The organism is Fibrobacter sp. UWH1 (assembly GCF_002210365.1).
Taxonomy (GTDB): Bacteria; Fibrobacterota; Fibrobacteria; order Fibrobacterales; family Fibrobacteraceae; genus Fibrobacter.
Map to the genome: position 1 here is coordinate 1 of NZ_MWQG01000059.1, position 15,082 is coordinate 15,082.

10 protein-coding genes are annotated in these 15,082 nt (G+C 50.1%); 5 read left to right on the top strand and 5 right to left on the bottom strand.

All coding sequences use genetic code 11. The features are described from left to right. Positions 1 to 214: 214 nt before the first annotated feature. The 5 genes from B7992_RS15380 (at position 215) to fabF (ending at position 5,835) form a co-directional block, all read left to right on the top strand. Positions 215 to 1,381 carry a hypothetical protein gene (locus B7992_RS15380; protein ID WP_088666729.1) on the top strand — a complete coding sequence of 389 codons (1,167 nt, stop codon included), beginning with the start codon at positions 215 to 217 and terminating at the stop codon, positions 1,379 to 1,381. Between the two features lie 57 nt (positions 1,382 to 1,438). Continuing rightward, positions 1,439 to 1,708, top strand: coding sequence for a hypothetical protein (locus B7992_RS15385; protein ID WP_088666730.1), 270 nt, complete (start codon positions 1,439 to 1,441; stop codon positions 1,706 to 1,708). 289 nt (positions 1,709 to 1,997) lie between these two features. Then, positions 1,998 to 2,771 (top strand): DUF2334 domain-containing protein, encoded by a 774-nt coding sequence (locus tag B7992_RS15390; protein ID WP_073235110.1) that lies wholly within the window; start codon positions 1,998 to 2,000, stop codon positions 2,769 to 2,771. 27 nt (positions 2,772 to 2,798) lie between these two features. Beyond that, the gene (locus B7992_RS15395; protein WP_073285481.1) at positions 2,799 to 4,502 is read left to right on the top strand and encodes an AMP-binding protein; all 1,704 of its coding nucleotides are present in this window, start codon (positions 2,799 to 2,801) and stop codon (positions 4,500 to 4,502) included. Positions 4,503 to 4,581: 79 nt separating this feature from the next. Continuing rightward, positions 4,582 to 5,835, top strand: coding sequence for a beta-ketoacyl-ACP synthase II (fabF, locus tag B7992_RS15400; RefSeq protein ID WP_073161390.1), 1,254 nt, complete (start codon positions 4,582 to 4,584; stop codon positions 5,833 to 5,835). Between the two features lie 87 nt (positions 5,836 to 5,922). Here the strand turns inward: fabF and B7992_RS15405 are convergent, their stop codons facing one another. From B7992_RS15405 to B7992_RS15425, 5 genes are all read right to left on the bottom strand, one after another. Then, complete coding sequence (locus B7992_RS15405) at positions 5,923 to 8,601, bottom strand: hybrid sensor histidine kinase/response regulator (protein WP_073161339.1); 2,679 nt, start codon at positions 8,599 to 8,601, stop codon at positions 5,923 to 5,925. A gap of 78 nt (positions 8,602 to 8,679) precedes the next feature. Further along, on the bottom strand, positions 8,680 to 9,558 hold the full coding sequence (locus tag B7992_RS15410; RefSeq protein WP_088666731.1) for a DMT family transporter: 879 nt from the start codon (positions 9,556 to 9,558) through the stop codon (positions 8,680 to 8,682). 209 nt (positions 9,559 to 9,767) lie between these two features. Next, positions 9,768 to 13,322, bottom strand: a complete 3,555-nt coding sequence (gene smc, locus B7992_RS15415; RefSeq protein ID WP_088666732.1) for a chromosome segregation protein SMC — start codon at positions 13,320 to 13,322, stop codon at positions 9,768 to 9,770. Between the two features lie 83 nt (positions 13,323 to 13,405). After that, positions 13,406 to 13,813: a hypothetical protein gene (locus B7992_RS15420; RefSeq protein WP_073161341.1), complete on the bottom strand. Its 408-nt coding sequence runs from the start codon at positions 13,811 to 13,813 to the stop codon at positions 13,406 to 13,408. Further along, positions 13,813 to 14,997: a hypothetical protein gene (locus B7992_RS15425; RefSeq protein WP_073235104.1), complete on the bottom strand. Its 1,185-nt coding sequence runs from the start codon at positions 14,995 to 14,997 to the stop codon at positions 13,813 to 13,815. The genes B7992_RS15420 and B7992_RS15425 overlap by 1 nt, the downstream gene beginning before the upstream one ends. Positions 14,998 to 15,082: the final 85 nt, after the last annotated feature.

Consider the following 15,082-nt stretch of genomic DNA (forward strand, 5'->3'; position numbering starts at 1 on the left):
AACCTAACAAAAATTAGGTTAGACCAAGTATCTAAGATACAGTTTTTAGGTAGGTAAATCTCAGTTTCTAATAGGGTGTGTTTTTTAACTAGCGCCATTCATTTTTTGAATAAAAAAAAAGTATAGCTTTTATTAAGAAAAGAAGGTATATTCGGGGATGAAAATGCAATTGGGGAACCCCAAAAGCACGTTTTTTTAAGGTTAGGAGGTTTACATGAAAAAAATATTCTTTACCACCGCAGGGATTTTAAGCCTGCTGATGTTCATGGCATGTTCGGACGATCAGGTTTCAGGAAGTCCTATCGACGACAACGAAACTACAAGCAGTAGTTCTGCCCCGAAAGCCGACACAAAATCGTCAAGCAGCATCGCCATCGACTTGAAAGAAATACTCACCCTCAGCACGTCCAAAACAGACAGCCGTTCGGTAGGTTTAACAAACATCGAAATCTACAAAAAAGAAAACGCCGTAAAAGCTTCATGTCCCGTAATTCCATACGAGCCCGATTATTCCGGTATTATCGGTATCGCAAAAATCAGCCAAGGACAACTCAACATGGCTTTCTTTGGCCGCCATCTAGCAGCCAACATTGACAGTCTGGTTATCAACTTGTCAAAAGCCTGCACAGGCGGAAAGGACGATGTAAACATCATAGCAGATTCACTTTATATTAAGGGAAACAGCTTCAATTACGCCTGCGTAACAGAAACTGAGGCCACATCCATTGATGATGTAGAAAAAGCATTTAGCAAATCAATGGACCTCAGCTGCAAGATCGTTAACGAAGCCGAGCCCCAAGAGCAGCCCGAAATAACTCTTCCAAACAAACATGACCCCAAGGCGGATCCTGTCGTTGTTGATACAACGGTCAATACACTGAATCGTCTCGCACTGCAGTATGCCGACCCAGAAGATTTGTCCTTCGACAAACATGTAATGGCATATATCTCGGATTCGGAGTGTCAAACGAATCAGGATTCCACGAGCTCCTACCCCTACCCAGACATAGACAACAATATCTATCCCGTCGATAGAAAGCATATTTCCTCCTGTTTCCCTAAAACGGATTCAATCGGACATTTTTCAAAAAGGGATAAATCCTGTAAATACTACGTGGTCGCATTACCACTCAACGAACCTACAGGAAGCGTCCTTACCAAGGTTTCTTCAGACACCATAATGGTTCTCCAGATAAAATATCTCGATCTTTCTTTTGACACTTTTACGTCTGCAAAATTCCTTATCGAGGACTGCGAAAACATCATTAATGACAGAACAGTCTTATCCTCCCAAAGCGTCTTAAGCGCTCGATGGTCCAACGGGGGCGATTACAACATAATCTATTCGGAATGGTTCAGCGAAAGTTTACTTAAAAACTAGCCCATTTAAAAGGATGCCGCCAGAAAGAAACTGGCGGTATTTTTTATTTTTGCATATATGATTCCTGCCAGAACACGCTCACTCAGAGACATTGACCCAGAAACAGCCCGAGGTCTCATCGCCAATAGCTTAAGCGACGAATCCGTCGATGAATCCTGGGTTCATGCCACCGCCATCCAGATGAAGAAGGGGCGGTTCGACACTTATGGAGTTTGCCTGGAACTGGACTCCCGTGGACACCTAATTAGCGGCCTACATTACCTGCACGCTATAGTTGAAAGCAATAGCACGGTCAAAATTTGGGTCGCCGAGAACCGTGAACCGTAAAAAAAAGCGAAATTTTACAAAAAAAAACACAAACTTACAAAAAAACTTACAATCCTTGAGTTTGCAAGGTACTTTTTCATAAGTTAAAAAAACATCTCAAGCGAATTTCCGCCTTCATTTTATTCTATTTTATAAAAAAAATTAAACGGAGTCCAATATGGAAAATTCCTTTAGCAAGATGATCTGCAGACTGGCCGTTGTCGCAGCCGCCCTGTTTGCTGCATTCCACATTTTCGTCAACAACAAGCTCGACAAAGACAATCTTTAACGAGAACACCAAAGGTTTATTATGGAAATCAATAAGGATATTGCCGACCTTCAAGCTGCTGAAGAATATCGCAACAAGCGAAAGAAGTTCATTCTGTGCTATCACAACTTCAATGCGAAGAATTTCAAGAAGGCTTCCGTACAAATCCGCAAGCTGGCTGAAGCTGCAGGTTCCCCCATCAGTATCGCCGTGGTCCCCTCCATCGGCGGTGTTCCGGAATCCGAAGCCGAAGAATTCCAGGCAACCATCCAGCAGTTCGTTGACGAAGGCTACGAAATCATGATTCACGGCGCACATCACCGTGCAGACCTGGCAGTCAACAGAACTTGGGTTGGTAAAATTGCCCAATGGATTTCCGGCAACGAAGCCGAATTCGCCGGTCTCGATGAAAAATTCACCATCGCCCTCCTGAAACGCAGCCTTGCCCTTTGGAAGGCCAACTGCAGCCACGCCATTCCCTCTGGCTTTGTCCCGCCCATTTGGTTCGGTAACCGTCACCTGCGCGAACAGGCTCTGGAACAGTTCGACAACTACGAAGACCTGCATTTTATTTACAGCAAGAGAGACGGCTCCATCAAGAAGATTCCATCCAAGGCTCTCAGCTTCTCCATCGTCCCAGATATTCTTCTGGGAATCGCCCAGACCAGAGCCTGCCTGACCATGATGCTCCCCGGCGGCATTCCCCGTCTGGTATTCCACCAGAAGGATTTCTTTACCATTGGCGAAAAGAGAATTTTGAACTTAATCCGTTACGTATCCACCATGCGTGAAAAAGTGATGTACAAGGACCTGTAATCGTCCATAATCATAACGGAACGAATGATGATTTTAAACAATTTTTTAAGTCGAGTTGACTACAATTCCTATGAAGATCTCCACGAGAACTTCAAGATTTCTATCCCCGACAATTTCAACTTCGCTTACGACGTCGTAGACGAGTACGCAAAGAACGAACCTAAACGCGAAGCCCTGGTATGGTGCGACGATAACGACGAAAGTCATATCTTCACCTTCAAGGACCTTTCCCGTGCCTCCCAGCGTACAGCAAACTTCCTGAAGGAACAGGGAATCAAGAAGGGCGACCGCGTGATGCTTATCCTCCGCCGTCGCTATGAATTCTGGTTCTTCATCATAGCCCTTCACCGCATTGGCGCCATCGTCATCCCCGCCACCAACATGCTTTCCGCCCACGATCTGGAATACCGTTTCGATGCTGCAGAAATCAAGATGGTGGTATCCTACGACGAGCCCTCCCTCCAGAAGGAAGTGGAGACCGCCAAGTCCAAGTGCTCCTCCGTAGAAAAGCTTGTGACTATCGGCCAGGCCCGTCAAGGCTGGATCAGCTTCTACGACGACTACGAAATCATGTCTCCGGAATTTCCCCGTCCGGTCGGCGAAGAAGCTACCAAGAATGACGACATCATGCTGGTCTATTTTACCAGCGGAACTTCCAGCAACCCCAAGATGGTGGCCCACACCTTTACTTACCCGTTGGGACACATCAATACCGCACGTTTCTGGCAGCACGTCGTAGATGGCGGACGTCACCTGAGTATTGCAGAAACCGGCTGGGCAAAGGCCATGTGGGGCAAGATCTACGGTCAGTGGATTGCAGGTTCCGCAGTCTTTGTATACGACATGAAGGTGTTCATCCCCGGCAAGATGCTGGAAAAGATGGCAGAATACAAGATTACCACATTCTGCGCACCTCCTACCGCCTACCGCTACTTGCTGCAGCAGGATTTGAGCAAGTACGACCTGTCTAGCCTCACCTACTGCGTTACCGCAGGCGAAGCTCTCAGTTCCGACATTTTCAATAGGTGGCTCGAAAAGACCGGCCATAAACTTCGCGAAGGTTACGGTCAGACCGAATCCACCCTCATTACCGGCAACTACGAATGGATGGAAGCCAAGCCCGGTTCCATGGGCCGCCCCTCCCCCGGCTATAACCTGGACATCATCAACCCCGACGGAACTTCCTGCGGCGTTGAAGAAGTGGGCGAAATCATCATCCGCATCGATGGCGGCAAGCCCTTCGGCCTATTCGGCGGCTACTACCGCGATCCGGAACGTACCGAGAAGGTTTTCGAAGGTGGTGTTTACCACACCGGCGATACCGCCTGGAAGGACAAGGATGGTTACTTCTGGTTCGTGGGACGTACCGACGACCTGATCAAGACCTCTGGCTACCGCGTAAGTCCCTTTGAAGTGGAAGAAGTTCTCCATCAGCATCCTGCCGTTATGGAAGTGGCTGTGACTGGCGTAGAAGACGCAGCCCGCGGCCAGGCCGTCAAGGCAACCATCGTGCTCCACAAGGGTTACGAGGCTTCCAAGGAACTGGCCAAGGAAATCCAGCTGTTCACAAAGAAGGTGGCTGCTGCTTACAAGAGCCCCCGCTACATCGACTTCGTTTCTGAACTGCCCAAGACCATCAGCGGCAAGATCCGTCGTGCCACCATCCGCGACAACGACAAGGAAAAGGCAACGACAGAAGCAAAGTCCGAAGCTAACGGAGCCGAAAAGTAAACAGGACAAAGTCTAAGGAATCCCGGCGTAAAATGCGCTGGGATTTCTATATTTGACCAAAACTTTTAACGAGAATTCTATGAACAGAAGAAGAGTTGTGATTACCGGTATGGGTGCTGTTACACCCGTTGGCAAGAACGTTAATGACCTGTGGAAGGCCATCGAAGAAGGCAAGTGCGGCGTAGGCCCCATCACCTTGTTCGACGCCACCAACTGCCCCGTCAAGATTGCCGCAGAAGTCAAGGAATTCAAGCCCGAAGAACACGGCATTGATCCCAAGGAAGCCCGCCGCATGGCCCGCTTCACCCAGTTCCTGCTGGCTGCCGCCAACGAAGCCGTCGCCGACTCCAAGCTCACCGAAGAAATCCTCCACGCAGATACCACCGGTGTCATCGCAGGTAGCGGTCTCGGCGGCATGGACATTCTCGACAGCACCTTCAACCAGTATGTAGATGGCAACAAGCGCCGCGTTTCTCCGCTGGCTATGGCCGAACTGATTCCCAACGAAGCCGCAGCCAACGTGACCATCGCCCTGGGCATTAACGGTTGCGCCTGGACTATTGCAACTGCTTGCGCTTCCGGTACCGACGCTATCGGCGTTGCCCTGGATGCAGTCCGCTCCGGTCGTCTGGACGTCTGCCTTGCCGGTGGTTCCGAAAGCGGTATTACCGACTACTCCATCAAGGCCTTCGCCGGCATGCACGCCCTCACCGACAAGTTCAACGACTGCCCCGAAAAGGCTAGCCGCCCCTTCGACAAGGACCGTTCCGGCTTTATCATGGGTGAAGGCGGCGCAGTTCTCGTTCTCGAAGAACTGGAACACGCAAAGGCCCGCGGCGCCAAGATCTACGCCGAACTGGCTGGCTACGGCGCTTCTGCCGACAACTACCACATTACCAGCCCCCGCCCCGATGGTTCCATCTGCGCCAAGGCTTTCGAACGCGCCATGAAGGACGCTGGCGTTACTCCCGAAGATATCGACTACTACAACGCCCACGGTACTTCTACCCACCTGAACGACCTGACTGAAACCGCCATGCTGAAGATTGCCCTGGGCGAAAAGCGCGCCCGCGAAATCAAGGTGTCCAGCACCAAGAGCATGACCGGTCACTGCGTAGGTGCCGCCGGTGTCTGCGAAGCCATCATTACCACCCTGGCTGTTTGCAACTCCTTCTACCCCGCCACCATCAACTACGAAACTCCGGATCCGGAATGCGACCTGGACTACGTTCCCAATGTTGGCGTCAAGGGCAACATCGACTGTGCAGCCTCTGCCTCCCTGGGCTTCGGCGGTCACAACGGTATCGTGATTATTAAGAAGTTCGAAGAATAAACTTCAAACCTTATGAACACAAAAAAATCCGCGAGTCAAACTCGCGGATTTTTTTTCGTAGTTCTTTCAGGTGTTTTCGCCTGGGACTTAGCGAAGCACAGATTCCAGAGTTTTCAACAGCTTTGGAATCTCGATAGGCTTGCCTACATGACCATCCATACCCGCCTGCAAAGCCTGCAAGCGGTCTTCTTCAAAGGCATTTGCAGTTACGGCAATAATTGGCAGGCTAGAAATTCCGGAACGGTGCATGGCACGAATCTGGCGGGTCGCCTCGTAGCCATCCATAACAGGCATCTGCACATCCATAAGGATTACGTCATACTGCCCCAATTCCGCGGTACGGATTCGTTCAACGGCAACAGAACCGTCTCCCACGGTATCCACCACAAAGCCTGCTTCCTGCAAAATACTCTGGGCGATTTCCGCGTTCAGTTCATTGTCTTCTACCAGCAAGACCTTCAGACCCTTGAAACTCTTGGGCGCAATATTCTCGATCTTGACATCAGGCTCTTCGACAACAACCGTTTCCTCGATCTTGAAGCTGAGTGAAACCGTAAACTTGGTCCCCTTCCCAGATTCACTCTGCACAGAAATGGTACCGCCCATCATATTCACGATGTTCTTGCAAATGGCAAGGCCCAGGCCCGTTCCCTGAATGCCGCTGACCGTCGAAGTCTTCTCACGTTCAAAAGGTTCGAATACGTGCTTCAGGAATTCCTCACTCATTCCGATGCCATCATCTTCTACGACCAACTCGTAGGCGGCAGACTGGTCAACAGCGGCCCCCTTCTGCTTAACTCGCAAGGAAACATGACCGCCATCATGAGAAAACTTGATTGCATTTCCCATCAAGTTCAAAAGAACCTGGTTCAGTCGCAACTTGTCGCAAGAGACAGAATCGTTAATAACTTCACTGGTATCAAAAATCAAGGTTAGAGACTTTTCCTTGGAGCTTTCATTGACGATGGTCTCGATTTCACGGATCATCGCAGAAATGCTGGCAGGAGCTTCATCGATCTTGACCTTACCGCTTTCGATGCGGCTCATATCCAGGACATCGTTCACCAGTTCCAGCAAGTGGCGACCGGCTGTAGAAATCTTTGAGATGTAGCCCTTTAACTGCTCACGTTCATCTAGGTGAGTACTGGCCAGGCTAGAGAAACCAAGGATTGCGTTCAGCGGAGTTCGAATATCATGGCTCATGTTATTCAGGAAAGCAGACTTGGCGGCGCTGGCCTGCTGTGCAGTCACAAAGGCGTCCCGCAAGGTTGCCTGCTGCTGTTCCAGCTGAAGTTCCATTTCTTTCTGGTTATTGATATCGATAAACACACCGATCATCGAAATGGGCGATCCATTTTTACGTCTAGTCACACGCCCAGCCGCATGGAACCAATGGTAGACCCCATTCTTCATCTTGGCTCGATATTCTACATCGTATACAATTCGATCAGACCTGTCGTATACCGCAGTCCAGAAAGAATTAAGGATAATATCGCGGTCTTCGGGGTGAAGCCGCTCCGACCAGGCGTCCAACGTATTCGGGAACTCATCAATAGAAGAGTACCCCATCATCTTGCGGTAGGCTTCACTACGGTAGCACGAGACAATCTCGCCAGCCTCATCAAAATCAACATTCCACATGCCCGACTTGATGGACTCATTCAACTTCTGCAAATGTTCCTGACGAAGCAAAGCCTGCTTTTCGTCGTTAATGGAACGTGCGCAAAATAGAGCCTCAACCGTATCACCAAATTCGTTCAAGGTCAGAGGAATAATCAGGGCACGACTCCAGCCCGAGAAAACCCCAAGGAATTCCTCTGTAATGGTGTTCTTGCCCCTCAATCGTTCTTGCATGGTATCAATATCTGTAAAACGACTGATGGCAGCCTTATCTTCGGCCGACACAGTCTTTTCTGTCAACAGGTAGAATCCCTGTCTTGCATCCCCTTCTACACCAACCAGGTTACGAATTGCCTCTGTAGACTTGATTTCCTTGAAGTTCTTTTTTTCTAGATCAAAAAGGTAGAGGGCATAAAAAGGGTTACCCAGACAACGAATCACCGAGGAGTTCAGACGTTCATGTTCAAGGCTCGTTTCCAGTTCGCTGTTTCGGGCAATGAGACTGAAGTTCAACTCGTCAATCTTTGCAGATTGCTTCGCCAGTTCCTTACGTTGATGTAAGTCATTCACCTTGGTTCGATTTATCACGTAGCAAAGCATGCAACCGGCCACAGCAAAGGGAACAACGTCAACAACATCCGCCAAAAAGATTTCGTAATCCTTCACGTGGTGACTGCAAACCAGGAAAGCCCCGGTACCTACAATATTCAACCCGATCATTCGAAGGGGCAAATCGTAAAAGAAAATCGGAAGGACAACCACCATAGCCGCCATGGCCACAGCCAATCCCCTAGGCCCATGGGCACATCCGGCATAAATCGCAAGAATGTAGCACGAAATCAAGACCACATAGCAAAAAGGGAGAATGACCTTCGGGAACGAGACGCCAAACTTATAGGAAATAAAGAACATGCCGTAATTCAGCACAGAAAAGGCGATGTAGGCAAGAGAGCTCACCATGACACCGCGGCTTTCCCAGAATATGGCTGCCAGAGCCAGGGCAAGCACGACCGTACCCAGCAAAAAAGACAAAGCCATCAAAAGTTTTCGGTTGGATTCCGGAAAAAGTTCGCTAGCCTGAGAATACTGCTCACGAGTAAAGCCGGCAAAAAGAGCAAAATCCTTTATTTTATTCAATAAAACCATATACTCTAATCTTATAAAAAAAATAGGCCGTATGCAAACGTCCTATTACTACAACTCGTAATTATGCCGATAGTTTTATCACTTTTTCTTTACGGCCAACACGACAACCGAGGCAAGAACCAGCAAAATACCCAACGCAAGTCTTATAGTCAGCGTTTCTCCAAAGACGCAAACCCCAATAACTACAGCCGTAAGAGGTTCAAGGCCACCCATAATCGCCGTGGAAGTGGAACCCACAATCTTAACCGCCTTGGTCATCAGTACCAGAGACAACACGGTAGGTACAAAACCAAGCATCAGGGCCCACCCGTACGAAGACGGGGACTGCAGCAAGGGAGGAAGCCCCGACCCAAGGCACACGGAATACAGCGTAAGGAACAACAGGCAGAAAATCATCACGTAGAAGGTAAGCTTCAGGGGTCCCATCTGCAAATTGGCCTTGTTCACGAACACGATATAAATGGCATAAGTGAAAGAAGAAAGGAATACCAGCAGAAGCCCGATGGAACTCAGGGGCATACCCCCTTCCCCACCTCGATACAGGAGACCGATCCCCAAAAGAGACAAAGCGATGGCGGCACCGGTTTTGGCGGTTAGGCGTTCCTTATAGATGAGGGCCATCATAAGGGCTACTTCTAACGGATAAAGAAAAAGTAGCGTGGAGGCAAGTCCTGCATCCATGTAATTGAAAGCCGCAAAAAGAGTCAGGGCACAAAAGGCAAACAGGAATCCAAGAACCGCAAGAGGAAGAATCTCAGCCTTCTTGATGGCGAACCGATTGCGGTTGAACAACATCAGCAGAGCCAGCAGCACAATGGCCGTAGCAAAGCGATAGCACAGCACCGATTCAGGGGACAACCCTTCGCGATACAGGAACAAGGCTCCCAACGGATTAGTGCCGTAACAGATGGCGGCACCACACCCGTAAAAAATGCCCTTTACCGAATTACTAAGCAAAGGCGCACCCCCGAACCTTAGTACTACGTAAGCATAAGGCTGCTCGTATTAACGAGCCGCCGTTGCGAGAGCGAGCGCCTACAGGATGTTCTTCTCCGGCCTTAGCGCGAGCGGTCTTACGTGAGCATAAGACAGCTCGTATTAACGAGTCGCCGTTGCGAGAGCGAGCGCCTACAGGATGATCTTCTCCGGCCTTAGCGCGAGCGGTCTTAAATCGCGAACTTAGTTGCATCGGCAAGCTGAACGCTAGCAATACGGGAAATACCCTTGATTTCCTGGGTCACGCCGTACAGCATATCGGCTTCAGCCATGGTACGCTTGTTATGGGTCACCACGATGAACAAGGTCTGCTTGCTGAATTCACGGAGGAGGGCCATGAAACGACCCACGTTAGCGTCGTCCAGAGGACCATCCACTTCGTCCAGCACGCAGTACGGAGACGGCTTTTCCATGTAGATGGCGAAGAGCAGTGCCGTTGCGGTCAAAGCATGTTCACCACCAGACAGGGCCTTGATGCCACGCATCTTCTTACCGGTAGGACGGACGTTAATTTCGATATCGGCGTCCAGGATATCCATGGGCTTGCCCATTTCGTCTACCTTTTCGATAAGACTCATCTTGGTTTCGCCATTCAGGAACAGCTTACTGAACACGAACTGGAAGTTCTTCTGAATGCGTGCGAAAGTATCCAGATAGCGCTTGCGGGCGATGTCGTCCAGCTTGGTGATAGTACGATCCAGAGAGGCACGGGCGCGGTCCAAATCGTCGAACTGCTTTTCCACTTCTTCAAGACGTTTCTTTTCGTCTTCGTAGTCTTCCATCACGTTCACGTTGATGGGGCCCAGTTCCTTGATCTTGCCACGGAGTTCGCGAATTTCGCGGTCAGCTTCGGGCTGGCTGTATTCCACACGTTCAAAGTCTTCAGGATTAGAAAGGTCGAAATTGTATTCGTTGGTCACGCGTTCCACGAGGCGGTCCAGGTTGGCCTGCAAGGCTTCCTGACGGCGGCCCACGTCGTTCAATTCCTTCATCTTCTCGATCATGTCGTCACGGAGGCGGTTTACCTCGGAGCGCCATTCTTCAAGGTCGCCAGAAACCAGGTCGAACTTTTCCTTGGCCAAGTCGCGCTGACCTTCGAGATCGCGGAGGGCAGAATCCTTGGACTGGATCTGGATTTCAAGTTCGCGGCCATCTTCGTTATTCTTTTCGATGGCGATGATATTCTTTTCCATTTCTTCGGAACGGTTCCTGATGGAATTTTCCAGGTAACCGATCTGATCGGCAATACTCTTCAGGCGGTTTTCGTTCTGAGCCAGGCGGGCGTTCTTGTCGTTGGCGGAACGTTCCAGTTCGCGGACATCTTCTTCCTTCTCGCGATACATGGTATCCTGTTCCGTCAGTTCGTCGTTGACTCTGGAGTATTCGGCTTCCACACGTTCCATCGTAGCGGAAGCTTCCTGAAGTTCGGCATCGCTGTTCTTGGATTCTTCGGCAGCCTGAATCTTGCTTTCCGCATTGCGGATGTCATTTTCAAGCTGGGCAATGCGACGGTCGCAGTTCTGAACCGTATTGTTCTGGATAGAAAGGCCTGCGGTACCGCCACGCTTCATATCCTGCTTTTCGCGAATTTCATCAGCCAGGGAAGCAAGCATCTGGCTATCTTCATCCACAAGTTCCTGGATGCGGGCCACTTCATCTTCCATCTGGGAAGCTTCGGACTGGGCATTTTCCAGCAGTTCCAGAGCTTCGGCAATTTCATTCTTGCGAGACAAGGCTCCAGAAGTCGCCGCACCGCTGGAAACCAGGCCGCTAGTACGGACAATGGCATCGGGTGCCACAAAGCAAAGATCCTCGTCACGCATGGAACGGGCGAAGTTCAAGGCCGTCTGCAGTGAATCCACCACAAAGTAGCGGGAAAGGATTCCAGAAAGCCAGGGACCGATTTCGGGATCAGCCTTTACAAAGTCATTCAGGCAGCCCACAACTCCTTCACCGGAAATGGTTCCCGTGTATGCAGGAGCGCTATCGCTTGCCAGGGCCAGCAGGGCCTTGCCCACATTGTAGCCCTTCATGGAATTGACCACGTCCACCACGGCGGAATCGTTGGCCACCACCACGGCATCCATCAAGTCGCCCAGGGCGGCTTCCACCTGGGAAGCATATTCGGGAGCGGCCTCGATACGTTCGCTCAAAAGGCCACCAACCACGTCGGCCTTGTTCTCCATGAGCCAACGGCTGGCATCAGTTCCTTCGTTGGCTACGCTCTGAAGTACGTCAATTCTAGACTGGAGGCGAGCCTCTTCGTTGCGCAGATTCTGTAACTTCTTCTGGGCTTCCTGAAGGTCAGCCTTGCCGGCTTCCAGACGTTCTTCACGGGTAGATTTCTGTTCGGTCAGACGTTCAATATCTTCATCTGCCCTATCCATATTTTCCTGGATATCGCGGATAATGTCCTGGGCAGAATTCTTCTGGTTATTCAGGTTTTCCAGTTCCCCCTGCCAGCGGGTCAAGTTTCCCTGGAGCAGGGCGGCTTCGGCATCCATACGTTCAAAGCGGCTCTTGAGAGAGTTGGCCTTGTTGGTTGCCTGCAGACGCTGGTTAGAAAGTTCCCTAGACTGCTGGCGCAAGTCATCCAGCTTATCACGCATGACCTGCAAGGTTTCCCGTTCACGTTCCAGCAGGGCATTCAGTTCGTCCATTTCGTTGTCGGAACCCAGAGCCGCATTTTCTTCTTCAAGGCGACCACGTTCCACGGTCAATTCCTCGACCTTGGACTGGTTGCGGCTAATTTCTTCCTGGGCGCGATCGTTGGCGGATTCCAGGCTAGACACCACATCACGGATACGACCGATGTTGTTATTCAAGTCGTTCAGTTCGATGGTGGCCTTCTGAACATCGCGTTCCAAATCACGGTATGCGGTTTCATCTTCGGCGATCAACAATTTCTTTTCGTCAATCTTGGCCTGGAGCACCGTTGCGTTGGTCTTGGCGCTTTCCACCTCGTGGTTCATTCGCTTGGTGGTGGTATCCAGAGTAGAAAGACCTTCCTTCATATCTTCGTACTTGTCGACGCTGACAGAAAGATCCAATTCGCGGAGGCGCTTGCTCAAACGCTTAAATTCGTTAACCTTTTCAGCCTGGGTTTCGTACTGACGGACAGAACGGCGGACACTGCGCAGATTGTCTTCCACACGATCCATATCCATCTGCACACGTTCCAGCTGGCGGCGGGTTTCCTTACGCTGCTGCTTATACTTGCTAACGCCGGCTGCTTCTTCGAAAAGCACGCGGCGGTCGTCGGCCTTGTCAGACAGCACAGCCTTGATCATGTCGGCGTTCATCTGGGAATACGTACTGGAACCCAGACCCGAGTCAAAAAGCAAGGCATGCACATCGCGAAGACGACATTCCTGGTTGTTAATCAGGTATTCTCCGGAACCATCACGATGGACGCGACGGGTCACGATCACTTCGGAATATTCAGAATTCAAAGTTCCGTCGCTGTTATCAATCACGATGGATACTTCGGCAAGGCTCATGGCGGCACGTTCTTCGGTACCGCTGAAAATCACGTCCTGCATCTTGCCCATACGAAGTGCGGCGGCCTTCTGTTCGCCAAGCACCCAGCGGATAGCGTCGGTAATATTGGATTTACCGCAACCGTTAGGGCCCACCACGGCGGTAAGACCCTTCGTGGGGAAGTTCACTTCGGTCCTTTGGGCAAAGGACTTAAAACCAAAAATCTTTAGCTTTGTAATCTGCACGGCGGCAAATTTAGAAAATAAGCAGAAAACGTTTCGCACCAACAGGTTACGAAACGTTCATAAGTCAAGCTTTACGGGAATTTCTAACGGAATCGATAGGTTAGCGAGTCTCCATCCGCTTCAACAACCATATAGAGGCTCCCCCCATCCAAGTCAAAGGAGCGATCATCGGCATAAACCTTGCCCGAACCGTCCTTGGATTTGGTGTACTTGAAACGGAGAGTAAATTCCCCCACCAGATCCTCTTCGACCACCCGGCTCCTTTCGCCAGGAAGGATAACTTCGTCGATCCACTTCTTGGACGTTCCATCATTGGCCAGGATATCAACTCGCACAATGGAATAATCCTCGGTACCATTTTCAATCTGGAGTCGGCTAGAAGATTCTAGGAACCAATGGGAAATGCACCCGGTCAAGACCAATGGGAGAATGAGAATCGCAATAAGTACAGCAAACCTTGAAACAAGGAAAGACTTTATCTGCAATCGCATTATTTACCTCCCTTTTCGTAGCGGATACCCTTAGCCTCGATAGTCTTGGATGATCCAGGATTCAACGAGAAACCGCTTTCTTCAGAAGACTTGGACTTATTCTTCTCCTTCAGGATTTCCGTTTCCAGGGGAGCCGTTCTTGCGGCACCGCGACCAAACAGGAAACCATCAAGAGCGGCCAAGCCAAACTTGACTTCGGCAATGAAGGTTCCCTTGGCACCAAAGAAATTGTCATAGTCATAAGAAGAATTGTAAGCCAGACGTACAAATAATAAGTCTACGGCACCACCCCACAGCAGGTCCTTAAATCCGCTGCGCACACCGCGACGCACGCAAGTGGCTTCAAAGCCGATCATGCGGGAAGGATCCGGATAATAGGCCAACGAAGCGGAATGGAATTCGCCATCAGGGAAATCAAAGGAGACCTTTCCATACAGACGTTGGGCAAAAAGGTTCTGCTCCCATGTGACGCGGATGGAATCTTCCCCATGACCATTATAAAATCCGATGTCAAAATTGGGCAAGTAAGTCAAAGGTCCAGAAAGGCGGCCCCCATAAACGGAACGGCTTTCCAGGTCGAGATTCACATGGGCGTTCCGCCAGGAAGTACGGTAGAAACTTCCACTTGCGCTAAAATTGCCCCAGCGGAAATAACCCCAGCTGTATGCCAAAGAATCGCTTTCGTCGGCATAAATATTTCCTACATGTTCAACATTGGAATGCTGCATACCGGCAGCAATTGTAGCGTTAGACTTTACATCGGTATAAACCATACCCCAAGTCGTTGTAGAACGGACCAGGGAATAATCGGTATAATGGGGGAAGAGAACGAAATCTTCGCCATCCCAACCGGAACGGTCGAACCAAAGGACTAAACCGAAATACCTTTCGGGGCTCACATCGCCCGAGAAGAAACCAGCCATATGTTGCCTGAAAGCAAATCCATCATGTTCGCCATATTTGCTTTCTAGAGGCATCTGCTCGGCAGAAGGCAAATAGTAAAAACCGGCATCGATATAACCACCACGCCCCCCACGCAAAATCTGGGAGATTTCGGTCAACTGACGGTCACGAGTTACGGCACCACCGGCAGAAAGTGCTTCTGGAGTCACGCTATCTGCAAAGGAAAAAGTGGTTGCAGCAAGCAACACAGCCAGACCTTTAAAAAGATTTCCGATTCGCATAACCCAAATCTAGAAAATGCCGGGGAAAAATGAGGCATCATCAACATGTGTGGAAGCATTTAGGCAGCCTTGCTAGATGATTCTC

Coding starts and splice junctions, on each gene's coding strand:
- B7992_RS15380 (WP_088666729.1), top strand. CDS start 215: ATGAAAAAAATATTCTTTACCACCGCAGGGATTTTAAGCCTGCTGATG.
- B7992_RS15385 (WP_088666730.1), top strand. CDS start 1,439: ATGATTCCTGCCAGAACACGCTCACTCAGAGACATTGACCCAGAAACA.
- B7992_RS15390 (WP_073235110.1), top strand. CDS start 1,998: ATGGAAATCAATAAGGATATTGCCGACCTTCAAGCTGCTGAAGAATAT.
- B7992_RS15395 (WP_073285481.1), top strand. CDS start 2,799: ATGATTTTAAACAATTTTTTAAGTCGAGTTGACTACAATTCCTATGAA.
- fabF (WP_073161390.1), top strand. CDS start 4,582: ATGAACAGAAGAAGAGTTGTGATTACCGGTATGGGTGCTGTTACACCC.
- B7992_RS15405 (WP_073161339.1), bottom strand. CDS start 8,601: ATGGTTTTATTGAATAAAATAAAGGATTTTGCTCTTTTTGCCGGCTTT.
- B7992_RS15420 (WP_073161341.1), bottom strand. CDS start 13,813: ATGCGATTGCAGATAAAGTCTTTCCTTGTTTCAAGGTTTGCTGTACTT.
- B7992_RS15425 (WP_073235104.1), bottom strand. CDS start 14,997: ATGCGAATCGGAAATCTTTTTAAAGGTCTGGCTGTGTTGCTTGCTGCA.